General features: G+C 71.8%; 9 protein-coding genes and 1 pseudogene. 4 read left to right on the plus strand and 6 right to left on the minus strand.

The genetic code is table 11. From position 1 onward, the window contains the following. Window positions 1–57: 57 nt before the first annotated feature. Window positions 58–2,085, minus strand: a complete 2,028-nt coding sequence (locus AB0927_RS02475; protein ID WP_366665621.1) for a spermidine synthase — start codon at window positions 2,083–2,085, stop codon at window positions 58–60. 38 nt (window positions 2,086–2,123) lie between these two features. After that, window positions 2,124–2,738 (minus strand): anthrone oxygenase family protein, encoded by a 615-nt coding sequence (locus AB0927_RS02480; RefSeq protein ID WP_366665622.1) that lies wholly within the window; start codon window positions 2,736–2,738, stop codon window positions 2,124–2,126. Window positions 2,739–2,835: 97 nt separating this feature from the next. Here AB0927_RS02480 and AB0927_RS02485 point away from each other — a divergent pair, with 97 nt between their 5' ends. After that, window positions 2,836–3,981: a galactosyldiacylglycerol synthase gene (locus AB0927_RS02485; RefSeq protein ID WP_366665623.1), complete on the plus strand. Its 1,146-nt coding sequence runs from the start codon at window positions 2,836–2,838 to the stop codon at window positions 3,979–3,981. An 88-nt stretch (window positions 3,982–4,069) separates the two neighbouring features. After that, window positions 4,070–4,166: pseudogene (locus tag AB0927_RS02490) on the plus strand. Between the two features lie 90 nt (window positions 4,167–4,256). Here the strand turns inward: AB0927_RS02490 and AB0927_RS02495 are convergent. The 3 genes from AB0927_RS02495 to AB0927_RS02505 form a co-directional block, all read right to left on the minus strand. Beyond that, the gene (locus AB0927_RS02495) at window positions 4,257–5,618 is read right to left on the minus strand and encodes a cytochrome P450 (RefSeq protein ID WP_366665624.1); all 1,362 of its coding nucleotides are present in this window, start codon (window positions 5,616–5,618) and stop codon (window positions 4,257–4,259) included. Window positions 5,619–5,752: 134 nt separating this feature from the next. Continuing rightward, window positions 5,753–7,810 carry a cellulose binding domain-containing protein gene (locus tag AB0927_RS02500; protein WP_366665625.1) on the minus strand — a complete coding sequence of 686 codons (2,058 nt, stop codon included), beginning with the start codon at window positions 7,808–7,810 and terminating at the stop codon, window positions 5,753–5,755. Window positions 7,811–8,154: 344 nt separating this feature from the next. Further along, window positions 8,155–9,174, minus strand: coding sequence for a LacI family DNA-binding transcriptional regulator (locus tag AB0927_RS02505; RefSeq protein WP_366665626.1), 1,020 nt, complete (start codon window positions 9,172–9,174; stop codon window positions 8,155–8,157). Window positions 9,175–9,628: 454 nt separating this feature from the next. Here AB0927_RS02505 and AB0927_RS02510 point away from each other — a divergent pair, with 454 nt between their 5' ends. Then, a complete protein-coding gene (locus AB0927_RS02510) occupies window positions 9,629–12,787 on the plus strand; it encodes a glycosyl hydrolase 115 family protein (protein ID WP_366665773.1) in 3,159 nt (1,052 codons plus the stop codon). A gap of 68 nt (window positions 12,788–12,855) precedes the next feature. Continuing rightward, window positions 12,856–14,202, plus strand: coding sequence for an SGNH/GDSL hydrolase family protein (locus AB0927_RS02515; RefSeq protein WP_366665627.1), 1,347 nt, complete (start codon window positions 12,856–12,858; stop codon window positions 14,200–14,202). 96 nt (window positions 14,203–14,298) lie between these two features. Here AB0927_RS02515 and AB0927_RS02520 read toward each other — a convergent pair whose 3' ends face one another. Beyond that, window positions 14,299–16,581 (minus strand): lantibiotic dehydratase, encoded by a 2,283-nt coding sequence (locus AB0927_RS02520; protein ID WP_366665628.1) that lies wholly within the window; start codon window positions 16,579–16,581, stop codon window positions 14,299–14,301. Between the last annotated feature and the right edge of the window lie 53 nt (window positions 16,582–16,634).

Genomic DNA, 16,634 nt, shown 5'->3' on the forward strand with positions numbered 1-16,634 from the left:
AGCCCTGCCGGTCCCTCGCGGGTGGCAGGGCTTTCGTGGTTCGTGGGGGCGGTTTCCTCAGCCCGCGGGGGATCGGCTTCCCACCGCTGGGTCGCCCATGTCGTCGTACCTCGGCGTCGGGTGTTCTGCGGAGCCGGGTCCGGTGAACCGCATGATGACGCAGGCTCCGAGGTAGAGCAGGGCGACGACCAGGAGCAGCGCCTGATAGCCCGTCACCAGTGCGAGGTATTCGAGCAGTCCGCCGACCATGGAGCCCAGCAGGTTCGCGCCGAATCCGGAGGTGGGGTCGGCGGCGAGTGCGAGGCGGTCCGAGAAGATCAGGTTGGCGAAGAAGATGGGGGCGAAGGCCAGGGCGATGGCGGCGGCGAGTCGTCCGAGGAACGGCAGTGAGAGTACGGCCTGTGTCGGGACGAGCCAGGCCACGGCGAGGGAGGCGAAGAGCAGGAGCTGGAGCAGGAGTTGGTTGACCCGGCGGAGTCGGCGCCGGACCTCGACCGCCCCCAGCACCGCGAGCAGGACGCCGATGAACACGAGCGCGTTGACCAGCCAGGTCGTGCCGAAGTAGAGCGCGAAGCCGATCACGTTCTTGGTTTCCAGCAGCATGAAGGCGGCGCCCATCAGGAACATGTCGGTGTAGCGGACCACCCGCCGCAGCCGGACACCGGTCAGCCGCACCGCCACGAGCGTCACCACCAGGATTCCGCCCAGTACGCCCAGGTAGAACCGGGGAATGGTCCGGTGGAGCAGGTAGGGGAAGGGGTGGTCGTCGGTGGCCGCGGCGGGCACCGGGCCGCTGGGCCGCCAGACCTGCTTGCACGACTGGTCGGAGGCCGTCATCCCGGCCACCAGCACGGCCGCGTTTTTGGCGAAGGTCGTCATGCAGGGCGCGTGGCCGTAGATGTCGTCGAGGGAGCCGGCGAAGCGGTCGACCAGCCAGGGCGTCCGGTAGTAGTTGTACATGGCGAAGGCGCCGTGCGGCGCGAGGTTGTCGCGTGCCGCCTCGAACGCCTCCTGGGTGAACAGGTAGCTCTCCAGGCGCAGATTGCTCGCGCCGGACACCAAGGTCAGCGAGTCGGGCAGCGCCAGGACGACGAGGTCGTACTGGTTCCTCGTCCGCTCCAGGAAGGCCCGCCCGTCGTCGATGTGCACGTGCACTCGGGGGTCGTCGTACGGCTTCGCGGGGTGCAGCTGCGCCCCGATCTGCTGGAGGCGGGGGTCGATCTCGACCGCGTCCACCCGCTCGGCTCCGTGGGCGAGGGCCACCGCGACGTCGTTGCCGTTGCCGGCCCCGATGACCAGGACGCGCCGGTGGGGGTTGGCGGGTGTCTGGTCGTACGCCTGCCGGTAGGGCGAGTTCTCCCGCATGAGCACGGGGAGCGGCGCGATGGTCTGGTGCGGGACGCCGTTGGCGGAGATGCGGTAGGACCCGGCGGTGGCCGCGGGCGTGAGCTGGATCTTGTAGTAGGGCGACCAGGAGACGCCGGTCGTCATCGTCTCCACGAGCAGGGCGGCGACCATCGCCGTGAGGGGTACGGCGTAGCGCAGGGCGTTGCGCCGTCCGCCCAGTGTCAGGAACGCCGCGGCGGCGAGCACGCCCCACACGACGGAGGGGACGTGGAGCCAGGACAGGAGAGCGAACGACACGGTGCCGGTGAGGCTGCCGAGCAGGTCGTAGCGGTAGGCGTCGAGGGGCGGGAGCCGGCGGAAGTAGTCGGCGGTGATCTTGCCGATCGCTGCCATGATCACGGCGACCAGGAGAAAAATCACCGGCAGTGTCACCCATTGGGGGAAGCCGGTCGTCTTCACGGCGGTGAAGTAGAGAACCTGGCTGCTGCCCTGACGCACCTGCACGGGGAACACGAGCACCAGCACGATGAGAACCGCGAGCGGGAACGGCGCCCAGCGTTTGATCCACTGCCCACGGGTGGCCGGGATCAGGAAGCCGATACCGATACCGAGGAACGACCCCAGCAGGACGAAGTTCGAAAAGTAGCTCAGATGGACGACGTTCGCGCCCGCCCACCTGATCAGCGCCAGCTCGACGAAGAGCATGGTGGTGCTGGACAGCAGCAGTCTCCACCGCACCGAACGTCCGCTTTGCCTGGTTCTGGTCCGCTCCATGTTCATTCACGCTGCCGCCTTCGGCGCGACCTCGCACGTCGAGCACGCGTGAGGGCGGGCCGGTTCCGGGGCGTTGCCGGATCAGGCGCGTACCGCCATCCGCGGACGCCCGCGCGGGTGTCGGGGGTGGCCGTGCGTTCGAACGGACGGTCGATGATCGCGACACCGAGGCAGCCGAGCGCGACCACGCAGAAGGCGGTCCGGACGGCATGAGCGATCTGCCAGCGGTCGCGGACGACCGCCCAGTCCGCCGGGGGCGTCTGTGCGTTCCAGTCGAACTGATCCAGATTGATGGGGGCGTTGACCAGGAACGTGACCACCAGGGAGAGCACGAGCAGGACGAGAGCCGCCGCCGCGGACCGCAGCGCCGGGCTGCCGGCCCGGCGCGCGAGGACGACCAGCACCACCACGGCGACGAACGTGGGCACGAAGATGACGCCGATGAACCAGGGAAAGTAGTCGTGCTCCGCCTGGCGTACCTGAATGTAGGCCGGTGCGCCCAGTCGGCGCAGGGCCAGTTCCAGGACGAACGTGGTGAGGGCGCCCCCGGTGAGCACCCCACCGCCCAGCAGGCTCACATGTCGCACGACCGTGACCAGCCGGGCGTTCGTCACCACACGCGCTCCCCTCGGGCTCAGGCCAATGGATACCCACTCCGGGTAACATCATCCGATATGCGGTCATTTCCCTCGATCCTGACCGGCCGTGCGAGCCATGGCTGAGGTGCCCGGCGCCACGACGAGTTCCGTCATGCCGTCCGCCCGGCTGCTGGTCGTCAGCGCGAGCATGGGGGCCGGCCATGACACGGTGGCCGCCGAACTCGTCCGCCGGGCGGCCGAACAGGGTCACCGGGCGAGCACCGTGGACATCCTCTCGCTGCTGCCCCGCGGCCTCGGCAGGTGGCTGCGGAGTGGTTATCAGCTCTCGGTACGGCACGCGCCCTGGACCTACGGCGCGGTCTACCAGGCGTTCCTGCGCCCCGGGCGGGGTCCGCGGCCCAGCGGTGTCCCGTTGGCCCGGCTCGCCGCGGACCGGCTGCGCGAGCTGGTCGAACAGGAGCGGGCGGACGTGGTGGTCCCCGTCTTCCACCTCGCCGCCCAGCTCACCGGCCACCTCAGGGCGCACCGGCTGCTGCCGGTGCCGAGCGTGGTCTACATGATCGAGTTCGGCGCCCACCGGCACTGGCTGCATCCCGGCAACGACCGCTTCCTGTGCCTCACCGAGCAGGCCGCCCAGGAGGTGCGCCAGGCCACCGGCCGGCCCGCCGACGTCACCGGCCCGGTGGTCGCGCCACGCTTCACCCTGCCCGCCCCCGGAGCCGCGCGGTGGCGCCGGTTCTTCGAGGACGTCCACCCCGGCAGGACACCGGTCCTGATGTCCGCCGGCGCCTGGGGCGTCGCGTCCCGCCCGGTCGCCACCGCCCGCCTCCTGGCCCGCCACGCCTATCTGCCCGTGGTGCTGTGCGGCCGCAACGAGCGGATGCGCGCCTCGCTGACCGGAATCGCCGGCGTCCTGCCGCTCGGCTGGCAGGAGGACATGCCCGGCCTGATGGGGGCCACACGGGCGCTGGTGGACAACGCCGGGGGCCTGACCGCGGTCCAGGCCCTGGCCGCCGGGCTCCCCGTCGTCAGCCATCGGCCGCTGCCGGGCCACTTCGCCCACGGCGCCCGGCGCATGGCCGAGCTCGGCGTCTCCGATCTGACCACCGACGATCCCGGCCTGCTGGAGAGCCTGGCCCGGCTGTCCCGCCCGGGAGCGGAGCGGGACCGGAGGATCGGCCGGGGCAGGACACTGTTCCACGACGAAGGCGAGCCGCTGGACCGGGTCCTCGCGGTCACCGCGGCGGGCACCGGCAGGTAGCCGACGCCGGCGCGTCAGCCCCGCGTCAGCGGTTCATGCGACTCTCTTTCACGTGAACGGCCCCGGAAACCACCGGGGCCCGGAGCGAGGAGAGGTGCCCGGAGCGGCTGATCGGGGACCGGCGAGCACGCCTCAAGGTCGGATCCCTTCGGGGGTCCACGCAGGTTCGAATCCTGCCCTCTCCGCCTCACCGGGGCGCGCCAGGAGCGAAAGGTGACGCACCGGCGCAGCGGTCCGCCCTCTCCCCTCCGGAGGGGCGGGCCGCTGCGTCCCCCCTAGAAAGGTGCCGTCGCCGTCCGCGGCCGGGTTCTCATGGCGAGGCCGGTCGGGTGGTTGGTTGAGGTCATGACCCCGCGTACCCGCGAGCCGGGGACGGGTTCCAGGCGCCACCGGCTCGCCACCGCCGCGACCGTCGTCATCATCTCCGCGCGGGCGAACGACTCGCCGATGCACTGGTGGCTTCCCGCGCCGAAGGGGAGAAACGCTCCCCGGGGGACGGCCGGCCGGTCCGGCAGCCAGCGGTCGGGGTCGAAGCGGGTGGGCTCGGGGAAGTAGCGCGGGTTCCGGTGCAGCACCAGGGCGCTGAAGATGAACTCCGTGCCCCGGGGGAAGTGATGGCCACCGAGTTCGACGTCGGCGACGGCCCGCCGGATCGTGACGCCTCCGGGGTTGCGCACGCGCAGGGCCTCGTCCACCGTCCGGCGGGTGTACGGCAGTTGAGCGAGCCGGTCGAAGTCGAGGGGCGCGGCGCCCTGCCGCCGTACCTCCTCGTAGAGCTGACGGTCGATGCCGGGATGCCGGCCGAGTTCGTGGAAGAGCCAGGCCAGTCCGCCGGCGACGGTTTCCGTGCCGGCGACCAGCAGGGTGACGACCTCGTCGTGAACCTGCTGGTCCGTCATGGTGTCCGCGGTGGTCCCGTCCCCTGCCGTCAGGAGCATCGTCAGCAGATCGGGCTCCCCGGCCGGCGGTCCGCCGCCACGGCTGGTGATGAGGTGGTCGATGACGCGCCGCAGGCGGCGGTGCGCGTCCGCGAGGCGGCGGTTGCCGGGAGTGGGGAGCTTCTGCCAGAGATCGGTGGGGTCCAGGACACGGGTGTACATGCCCCGCAGGACGAGGGGCACCGTGGAGCGGATCTCGGCCGCGATCTGCTCGTCCAGGGCGGTGGAGAACAGCGTCGAGGTGACGATGGCCAGGGACAGGTCGTACATCTCCCGCGTGACGTCGATGACTTGGCCCGGTCGCCAGGAGGAGGCACGGTCGGTGGCCAGCCGGGCCATGGTCCGGGCGTGGTGCGCGATCTGGGCGTGGTGGAACGCCGGCTGCATCAGGCGCCGCTGGCGCAGGTGGAAGGAGCCCTCGGACGTGGCGAGGCCGTTGCCGAGGTAGTCGCGGAGCTTCTCGAAGGAGCGGCCCTTGGCGAAGCGGGCGGCGTCGCTCACCATGACGCGGTGGACGAGGTCGGGGCTGGTGAGGACGTAGGTCGGCTTCGGGCCGAGATGGATCGCCACGACCGGGTCGTACGCGGTGAGGGTGTCGAGGAACTCCAGGGGTCTGCGCCACATGTGCAGGCCGTGCCCGATCAGTGGCAGGCGTCCCCGCGCGACCGGAGGTCCCGTGGGGCGGGCGGCAGCGAACATCCGCGCTCCTTCAGCCGAAAGGGAGGAACCCACCGAGTGTGACGGAAGGCGCACACGTCGTGGTAGTCCCCCGATCGGCTCGGAGAACGCCCTGGGTGGGGGCGGCGGGCCGCTCCCACCCAGGGCGCCGGGGATCAGGAGATCGTCCGGCAGACCGTTCCGTTGAGGGTGAAGGCCGTCGGAGCGGGGTTGGCACCGTCGTTGCCGCCCACGAAGCCGAAGTTGACGGAGTTGCCGCCGTTCGGCGCGAGTTCGGCGTTGGAGCCGGTGTTGGTCACGTGCACGTGCTGCCCGTCACTGGTGATGTCGGCGTTCCACCACGAGGAGACGGACTGCCCGGTGGACGGCCAGTCGAAGGTCAGTGTCCAGCCGTTGATGTCCGAGGGCCCGACGTTGCTCACCACGACGTTGGAGACGAAGCCGTTGCCCCAGCCGGTGGTCACCTGGTACGAGACGGTGCAGGTGCTGTCGTCCGGCGTACCAGTGGTGAAGGTCAGCGGGACCGAGGGCCGGGAGAGGTGTCCCGCCTTGTCCCGGGCCAGCACGTTGACGGTGTGCCGGGAGCCGGCCGGCAGGTTGGAGAGGGTGACGGAGGTGCCGGTGGACGAGCCGAGCAGCTGGATGTTGGTGCCGAGCTGCTCGTAGACCTCGTACCGGTCCACCGAGCCGGTCGCGGCCGGCCAGCTCAGGGTGGCGGTGTTGGCGCCGACCGAGGTGGTCCGGGGCGTGCCGGGGGCGCCGACGGTGGCGGCGGACGAGCCCGTGCCGCTCTTCGGGTGCATCGTCAGCACGGTGATGGAGTACGGCGCGAGGGTCGCCGAGGCGGCCGTGGCGGTGCCGGTCGCGTCGACCAGGCCGTCGTCACCGGGTGCCCAGCGCTTGACCTCGGGGGCGGCGGAGTCGGCGGTGAAGCCCAAGTAGCGCAGGTCCACGGTGTGCTGGGCGCTGGAGCTCTTGTTCAGCAGCAGGACGCTGAGGTCTCCGTCGGCCCGCAGTACCGCGTGCGAGGAGACCTCGGAGCTGGAGGTGCCGGAGGCCACCATGCTGTCGCCCGGGTCGCTGAGCGCGCCGAGCGTCTTGATGCCGTAGTAGGGCGCGAACGGGGTGTTCACGGCCGGCTCGCAGACGCTGCCGGTGCAACTGCCGGTGCCGCTCGACAACATGCCCATGTCGCCGTAGTCGGTCTCACCGCCGACGGTGCTGATGTTGCCCGCGCCGTTGTGGGTGTCCCACCAGTCCACGGTGAAGACGCCGTTCTCCAGCGCCGTCATCATGGCCTCCGCGGCGAACAGGCCGTTGGGGCGGCTGGTGAAGGCGCCGCCGCCGGAGTTGGAGTTCACCTCGGTCATCGCGATGCCGATCCGCGCGGAGTCGGCGCCCGCGTACTGGTTCACGAGGTTGCGCACCTCGTGGAGCTCACCGGGCAGTTGCCGCACGGCGGCCAGCGACTGGTCGCCGTTGCTGGTGTTGGGGTACCAGTGGACGCTCACGAAGTCGATGTCGTGGGCGACGGCCGCGAGCACGGTGTGGTTCCAGTCGCCGGTGTCCCCGGCGGCCACCGAGCCGTCGGGCCAGTTGCCGGGCATGGTGAGCACCGCGCCGATCTTGACGGTGGGGTCGACCGCCTTCATGGCCTCGGCGTAGGACTTGACCTCCCGGGCGTACTGGTCCGGCGTCTTGTCGGCGTGGGTGTCGTTCTCCCAGCCGCTGCCGTAGACGCCGTTGCCGTAGATCTCGTTGCCGATCTCCCAGTACTTCGCGCCGTAGCCCTTGGTGACGTTCGCGTACCGGACCCAGTCCGCGGCCTCCTTGGCCGTCCCGGAGCCGTAGTTGGCGATCAGGATGGGCTGGGCGCCGGTGGCCTTCACGGTGCCCATGAAGGAGTCGAAGTCGGTGCCCGGGGCGACGTAACCGCCGGGCGCGGTGTTGTCGACCCAGTGGTAGATGTCGGCGTAGGAGCCGCCCGGGTAGCGCAGGGCGCCGATCCCCGCGGCCTGGTACAGGGAGGCCACCTTGGGGTCGTTCATGTACGAGTCCCAGATGGCGGTGTTGGCGCCGAGCGCGGCGGAGTCGACGGTGCCCAGGCCCGCGCTCGCGTTGACCGTGACCGTGGTGTCGCCCGTGGCGGCCGAGGCTGGCGTGGAGAGCGGCAGCACCGCGGCCGCCACGGCCAGGGCTGCCGAGGCCGCCACGACGAGCGGGCGGCGAAGCCCGTCTAACGACCTGTGGGCTGGTCTCCTGCGGAAGAGCATGGGAAACGTTCCTCCCGGGTGATGCGCCGGCCCGGGGCCACGCCGCCGAGCCGGACGATGGACGGGGAACTGTGCGGCGTGCAGCGCCGTGTCAGCCGTCTACGACGCGACAACGGGTGGGGCGGGATGAGGCTTGGGAGCGCTCCCATGATGGGAGTGCTCGCCTGTCATGTCAATCAGTCTGCCGACGGCGCCCCCGCGTTCCGCTTGCCCGGCGGCCGGGCCTGGGCCGCCCTGGGTCAGGCTCGCCGTGTCGGGTCACCGGCGTCGCTCGCGGACAGCGCTCACCCCCGCACCGGCCCGGTGCTGCTGCGGACGACCAGCTGGGTGGCCAGCTCGATGTGCGGGCTCTCCAGGCTCTCGCCCTGAATCAGCCGCAGCAGGGTGCGGACCGCGACCTGGCCCATTTCGTCGAGGGGCTGGCGGACCGTCGTCAGGGGCGGCGGGGACCACTGGACCTGGGGCAGGTCGTCGAAGCCGACCACGCTGAGGTCGTCCGGGATGCGCAGGCCCCGCTGGCGGGCGGCCTCGTAGACGCCGAGGGCCATCTGGTCGCTGGAGGCGAAGATCGCGGTCGGCGGGTCGGCGAGGGCGATCAGTTCCGTGCCCGCGGTGAAGCCGGCCTCGTGGGAGAAGTCGCCCTGACGGACGAGCCGGTCGTCGATCTCCGCGCCGGCGGATTCCAGCGCGGCCCGGTAGCCGTCCAGCCGGGCCCGGCTGCACAGCAGCGTCGGCGGGCCGGTGATGACACCTATGCGGCGGTGCCCGAGGGAGAGCAGATGCTCGACGGCGCTGCGGCCGCCGGCCCAGTTCATGGCGCCGATCGTCGGTATGCCGAAGGTGGGCACCCCGGCCGGGTCGATGATGACGGTCGGCACGCCCAGGCGCCGTAGCTCGGCGTGCAGTTCGGGGGCGAGGTCCGAGGTCACCAGGATGACGCCGTCGGAGGCCCGCGCCCGCAGGTTGACCAGCCACTGCTGGGCCGACGTGCTGCGGTGGTGCACCGCGGAGACCACGGTGCCCAGGCCCGCGGCGTGCGCCACGTCCTCGACGCCGCGCAGGATCTCCACGGCCCAGGGGCTGTCGAGGTCGTTGAAGACCAGGTCGATCAGCTCCGCCCGGCCGGCGGGCTGGGCGGCGCGCCGCCGGTAGCCGTGGTGGGCCAGCAGGTCCTCGACCCGGCGGCGGGTCGAGGGGGACACGTCGGCACGTCCGTTGAGCACCCGGGAGACCGTCGGCAGGGACACGCCCGCCTCCCGGGCGATGTCCGCGATCGTGACGCGGCCCGCGTCCTGTGCTGCCACTTGTGCCTCCTCGCCTGCGGACTTTCAGCATAGGCAATCGTCGATCACGGGTTCGTGCGCCGCCGTGCCGGCCGTCGTACGGCCAGGCCCCGCGCGGGGTGGAGCGGTTGATGCCACGGGGGTTGACGGGCAGTCGGCCCGACCCTAACGTTTCGCGACAACTTCCGGAAACTTTCCGGAAACAGTATTCACCCTTTTCGATGCTCCACCCCGTTTCAAGGACCGTCCTCGAAGGCCTTCCTCACCCGTGACCGGCCGTACGGCGGTCGCCATCCCTGACCGCCGTACCGCACAACGGACGGCGTTCAGCGGCCAGTTCGGCAGTGGCAATACGCACATCTCGACGACGAAGGGGCTTTCCCGTCCCATGGAGAGCGGCATGGACTCTGCGCGGCGCAGGCCCGCCAGCACACGACCCGACACCCCCGCGGCCGGCGACGGCCTTCCGGAAGGCATGAGCCGGCGCACGGCACTGGCCCTCGGTGCCGGGCTCACCGCCCTGGCGGCACCCGTGGCCTCGGTGCTGGGCGGGGCGAGCCCCGCCTGGGCGAGCGAGGCCGGCGGACGGGCGCGGCCCACCGACCCGGGGTCTTACATCACCACCTCGCGCGGGGCCGGTACCTTCCCGCTCGTCGAGAACGGCAGGGCCACCCCGCTCGTGGTCAGCGCCGACGACCACGAGGGTGTCGTCCGCGCGGCCGGCGACCTGCGGGACGACCTCGAACGGGTCACCGGCGTCAAGCCCGCTCTGTCCCAGGACACCCTCCCGGCCGGCCGGCGCGAGGTCGTCCTCATCGGCACCCTCGGCAAGAGTCCGCTGATCGACCGCCTGGTGGCCGCCGGAAAGCTGGACGTGACCGGGATCGCGGGCAAGTGGGAGACGTCGCTGGAGCAGGTGGTGGACCACCCGCTGCCCGGCATCGACCGCGCCTTCGTGATCGCCGGCAGCGACCAGCGCGGCACCATCTACGGCATCTACGACGTCAGCCGGGGCATCGGCGTCTCGCCCTGGTACTGGTGGGCCGACGCCACACCGAGCCACGAGGACCTGCTGCACGTCCTGCCCGGCCGCCACACCCAGGGCACACCCGCCGTCAAGTACCGCGGCTTCTTCATCAACGACGAGAACCCCGCCCTGGGCACCTGGGCCCCGGCCTACTTCGGCCCCGGTCTCGCCCCCGGCTACCCGGACGGCTTCAACCACGCCTTCCACGCCAAGGTGTTCGAGCTGATGCTGCGGCTGAAGGCCAACTACTTCTGGCCCGCGGTGTGGGGGCGCGCCTTCGCCGAGGACGACCCGAAGAACCACGCCACCGCGACGGCCTACGGCATCGTGATGGGCACCTCCCACGAGGCGCCCATGATGCGCGGCATCGAGGAGTGGAACCGGCACGCCAAACCCGCCGTGCGCGACAGCCAGGGCAACATCGTGACCCCGGGCAGCGACCCCTACGGCGGCACCGGAGAGTGGAGCTTCCGGCACAACGCCGATGCGCTCAAGGCCTATTGGGCGGACGGCATCCGCCGCAAGGTGGACGAGGGCTTCGAGGGCGTGGTGACCCTCGGCATGCGCGGCAACGGCGACACCGCGCTCCCCGACGGCGACGGCATCGAACTGATGCAGAGCATCGTCTCCACCCAGCGGCAGATCATCGCCGACGTCACCGGCAAGCCGCTGCCCGAGACCCCGCAGGTGTGGACGTTCTACAAGGAGGTCCAGCGCTACTGGGAGCAGGGCCTGCGGGCGCCCGACGACGTGACGGTGGTCTTCACCGACGACAACTGGGGCAATCTGCGTCTGGTCCCGAGCCCGTCCCTGCCGGCGCACAGCGGGGGCTACGGCCTGTACTACCACTTCGACTACGTCGGCGCGGGCCGCAACTACAAGTGGGTCGACACCGCCAACCTGGCCAACGTCCGGGACCAGCTCAGCCAGGCCTACACCTACGGCATCCGGCAGCTCTGGATCGTCAACTCCGGTGACCTGAAGAGCAACGAGCTGTCCACCCAGTTCTTCCTCGACTACGCGTGGAGCCCCGAGCGCTGGACGGCCGAGGACGTCCCCGCGTGGCTGGAGGGCTATGCCCGGCAGAACTTCGGCCCGGGGCACGCCACCGACATCGCCGGGATCCTGGACACGTACGGGTTCCTCCAGGCCCGGCGCAAGCCCGAGTTGCTCAACCGCAAGATCACCGTGAACCCGGCCAAGGACCTGGCCACGGACTCCTCCGCCGTCGTCTACGACGACCAGGCGACGCCGTTCAGCATCACCAACTACCGGGAGATGGAACGCGTCACGCAGGAGTGGAAGGAGCTGTCCGCCACGGCCGAGCGCGTCGGCGGCGCCCTGCCGGCGAACAAGCGGGACGCCTACTACGAACTCGTGCTGTATCCGGTGAAGGCGACCGCCAACCTCTACGCCCTGCGCCAGGCCCAGTTCACCAACCTCCTGTACGCCGGCCAGGGCAGGGCCGTCGCCAACTCCCTGGCCACGGCGACGGAGTCGTACTTCGCGAAGGACAAGTCCCTCGCCGACCACTTCAACAACTCGGTGGCGGACGGGAAATGGAAGGGGTTCCAGACCCAGCCGCACATCGACTACGGCGACGTCGCCCGGTACGGCCCGGACGCCCCCTGGCAGCAGCCGCAGATCAACAACGCGGCCATCCCCGACGTCATCTTCCCGGCCGTCAAGCGGATCACCCCGGACGCGTCGTCCCAGATGGGCGTCGCCGTCGACGGCAGCGACCAGGTGTGGCCCGGCTCCACGGCCGACTGCGTGCTGCCCGAGCTGAGCCCGTACGCCAGCGGTCCGGCCCCGTACATCGAGATCTTCAATCGCGGTACGGCGCCCTTCGACTACCAGATCCGCACCGGGGTCCCGTGGCTGTCCGTCGACGCGACGAGGGGGCGCGTCGACGGACAGACACGCGTCACCGTCCACGCGGACTGGTCCCGCGCGCCCAAGGGCAGGACCACGGTGCCCATCACCGTCACCGGTCCCGGCGGCCGGCAGGTGACGGTCAAGGCCCCGGTGGTCAACCCGGACGTGTCCTCGCGGGGGCCGAAGGGGTTCGTCGAGGCGGGCGGCTACGTCTCCATCGAGGCCGACCACTTCACCAGGGCCCAGGGCGGGGGTGGCGTCTCGTGGCGGCGCCTCCCCGGGATCGGCAGGACCGGCGCGGGCATGGAGCCCTTCCCGGTCACCGCGCCCCGGCAGACCCCGGGCGGCGACAGCCCCCGGCTGGAGTACACCGTCACGCTCTTCACGACCGGCCCGGTCACCGTGTCGGCGTACCTGTCGCCCCGTAACGACGTCCTGGCAGGCGGCGGTCTCACCTACGCCGTCTCCTTCGACGACGACGAGCCGCAGTCGGTGAACATCACCAAGTCCACCGGCTCCGACGACGGCACGATGAACGCGCAGTGGCAGCGGAACACCTCCGACAACGTCAACGTCACCACGACCACGCACCGGATCACCGAGGCAGGGGTCCACGTGCTGAAGTTCTGGATGGTCGATCCCACCGTCGTGCTGCAGAACCTCGTCGTGGACACCGGTGGCCTCAAGCCCAGCTACCTCGGCCCGCCCGAGAGCCTCCGGCTCCACTGAGCCCCGCGGCCGGCGGCGGCCGGCCCGGGCAGGACCGTCATCACATCACTCGGGAGGGAACGCAGTTCATGGGCCGAAAATCCGCACTCGTGGTGAGCCTGGCCGCCGCGGCCGTGCTCGCAGCCACCGGTTTCGCCACCTCCTCCGCCGCCGGCGGGGAGAACGGCGCGAGCACGGCCCAGGTGGCCGACGCCCGGCCGGCGGCCGGGCACTGGGTGAACACCTGGACCTCGATGCCGCAGCTGACCGAGCCGGGCAACATGCCACCGGCGCCGTTCACCCAGCCGGGCAAGGTCTTCGCCGACAGCACGGTGCGCCAGACCGTGCACGTCTCGGTCGGGGGGACGCACCTGCGGCTGCGCTTCTCCAACGCGTTCGGCGGCGCGGACCTGCCCATCACGGGCGTCTCGGTGGCGCTCCCGGCCGACGGCCGTGCCGGGGTCGGCGCGGTCCAGGCGGGCACCACCCGCGAGGTGACCTTCGACGGCCGCTCCGCCACCGTGGTCCCGGTCGGCGCGGAGGCCGTCTCCGACCCGCTGGACTTCGACCTGCGGCCGGGCTCGAACCTCACGGTGACGCTCTACCTGGCCGACGGCCAGGCGTCGAACGACATCACGTCGCATCCGGGCTCGCGGACCACGTCGTACATGGTGAGCGGCAACCACCTGGACGACGCCGACCTCGGCGGGGCGGCCACCACCCAGCACTGGTACTTCCTCAGCGGGGTCGAGGTCTACTCGAAGAGCACCACCGCGGCGGCCGTCGTGGTGGGCGACTCGCTGACCGACGGCCGGGGCTCCACGACCGACGCCAACGACCGGTGGCCGGACCAGTTGCTCAGCCGGCTGCGGTCGCGGCCCGAGACCTCCGGTGTGGCGGTCCTCAACCAGGCGGCCGGCGGCAACCGCGTGCTGAACGACGGCCTCGGCCCCAACGCGCTGGCCCGCTTCGACCGTGACGTGCTGGCGCAGAGCGGGGTCAAGTGGCTGATCCTGTTCGAGGGCGTCAACGACATCGGCACCGCCGACGCCACCGAGGCCGCGCAGAAGAAGGTCGCGGCGGATCTGATCGCGGCCTACGACCAGATGATCGTGCGGGCCCACGCACAGGGCATCCCGGTGTACGGGGCCACGCTGACGCCCTTCGGGGGGAACACGGGTTACGACGACCCGAACGGCTACCGCGAGGCGGCCCGGCAGACGGTCAACCGGTGGATCCGCACCAGCGGCCGGTTCGACGCCGTCCTCGACTTCGACCGGGCGGCCCGTGACCCGCAGCAACCCCGGCAGCTCCAGGGGTCGTTGGACGTCGGCGACCATCTGCACCTGAACCCCGCCGGTTACAAGGTGCTGGCCGACGTGGTGCCGGCCAAGCTGTTCCGGCAGCAGCCCGCACCGGACTTCGGCCTGCGCTGACGGGGCCGCCGACCCGCTCGCCGACCGGAGCACGCCGACCCGGAGCCGCCTGGCGCGGCCCGGGTCGGCGTGTTTCGGCGGCGAGGACGCGCCGGGTTACCGGGGCGGGGTGGTGTCGAAGGCCACGAAGCGCAGTTCGGAGGTGTAGCGGTGGCCCCGGTCGTCGGTGAGCCAGCTCTGTTCGGGGGTCGGCAGCATCTCGGTGAGGGTGACGGTGGCTGACGGGTCCTTGCGCGCCAGGCGGCGCAGCGCCTTGGCGAGGATCGTCACGTAGACGGGGCTGTCGAAGTCGACGTAGAACGGGCGGGATTCGGCCGGGGAGACGACGAAGGCGTAGCGGGGCAGGCCCAGTCGGGCGCGCCAGTGGCGGGCGCGGACGAAGCGGCGTGCCTCGTCCTTCTCGTCGGCGAACGCCGCCTGCGCGGCGGGCAGGCGCCAGGTCTCACGGGCGACCACCAGGCGGTCGAAGGTGACGCGGGGGGTGTGGTCGGCCTCGGGCAGGAGCTGGAAGAGGTCCATCGACAGGGTGGTCAGGACGTGGGAGAAGACGTCCAGCGCGGGGAAGGCGGAGCCGTCGGGGAGGCGGACGACGAGGTCGCCGGCCCGGTTCTCCACGGTGGCGTCGGCGCTGCGGACGGTACGCGCGGGGTCGGCGGTGAAGTCGGCGAGGGCCACCTGGTGGTCCTGGGGGCGTACGAGGGTGTGGCGGACGCGGGCCGAGAGGCGGGCGCGGTGTTCCTTGGGGATCAGGGGCATCAGGCGGGGCGTCGGGTGGTCGCGGTCGGTCAGCTCGAAGAGTTCGGCGATGTCCGGGTGCTGGCAGGTGAAGAGGGAGGCGCCCAACGTGTTGGACGCCAGGTGGAGTTCGCCGAGGACCAGGGTGAAGTCGCCGCGCTCGATCGACTCGGCGCCCTCGGCGGCGATCAGGAGGTCGGGGCTCAGGTAGCGGGCCGTCGTCCAGCCGTCGGCGCCGGACGCGAACTGCCCTCGTACCGCCGCCTCGATGTCGGCCGTCGCCAGGGTCACCCGGCGGGCGCCCGCCGGAACGGCGAGGACGTGCTGCCAGCGGGTGGCGAACTCGCGTTGCAGTTCGGTGGCCTTGGCGCGGGCGGCGCCGTGCAGCACCGGCAGGCACGCGAACCAGAAGGAGGCGAGGTCGACCGGGCCCTCGGCGGCCAGGCGGTCGTGGACGCGGCGGATCTCCTCCCTGACGGTGGCGGCGAGTTCGGCGGTGAGCCAGGCGGCGCTGTCCATCAGCAGCCGCAGCGGGCGCAGCGCGTCGAGCATGGCGGGGCCGAGGCGGGCGGTGGCGGAACGGCGGGTGTCGGAGTACACCAGCGAGCGGCAGGGGGCGGTCGACGCGGACTTCTCCCGCACGGCGGCCGTGGCGGTCAGCTCGGTGAAGTCGTGTTCGAGCGCGGTCAGGGCCTGGACCAGGGTGTCCACGTCGGTGGCGGCCGCCACGTCGGCGCGGCCGCGTTCCAGCCGGTCCAGCGCCGCCAGGCCGCGGCGGCGGGGTCCGGGCGCGCCGACGGTCTCCAGCCAGGCGCGCAGGGCGCGGTCGGGGTGGGTGTCGGCGGGGATCTCCAGGCGCCAGACGACCCAGCGGCGGGCGGCCAGGTCGGCGAGGACGGCGGGGACATCGGTGTCCGGGAGTTCGGCGGCGATCGAGCGGGCCGGGCGGACGCCGTCACAGCGGGCGAGGACGGCCGCCGTCTCCTCGGGCACGGTGACCGGGCGCCGGCCGGGGACGCGGACGCGGTCGCCGTCCAGCACGAGGAAGGGCACGCGCCGGGGGGCGATCCACTCGCGCAGGGCGGGGTCGGCGTCCAGGGTCTTCGCGAGGGCGTCGATGCCCCAACTGGCCCAGTAGACGGAGGACTTCGCGATCAGGCCGGTTCCGGGGTCGACGGCGACGGCCGGGGCCGCGGGGTCCCAGCGGCCCCAGCCGACCGGGCCGAAGAAGCCGATGGTGTCGTTCTTCACGCAGAACCGCTGCCAGTAGTGCGCGACCAGTTCCTCGCGCTGGCGGGGCATGCTGCTGCGGCCCTCCGCGGTGGGAGTCCAGCGCAGGAACGGGGCGATCCCGGAGGCGAGCACCGGCCGGTTCTGCCAGGCCACCGCCTCCCGGAAGGCCGGCGTACGGGCGATGTCCTGGAGGGCGTGCGCCGTCTGAACGGCGGCGTCCGTGAAGAGGCGGGCGAAGCCGGTCCACTCGGGGCCGTCGAGTGGCTCGCCGGCCCCGAACTTGTCGGCCGCCTCGGCCAGTCCGGGCGGGGCGAGGCGCAGCACGCCGTCGGCGGGGAAACCCGCCCCGCGCAGGGCGAACTGCTCCCACAGCCGCCAGCGGCCGAGGTACGGCACGAGATCTTCGGTCATGGCACGGCTCTCCTTGGCGAGCGCGGGTGGACGGGGCGCGACGGGTGAACGGG

The sequence above is a fragment of the Streptomyces sp. NPDC048106 genome (assembly GCF_040706415.1).
GTDB lineage: Bacteria > Actinomycetota > Actinomycetes > Streptomycetales > Streptomycetaceae > Streptomyces.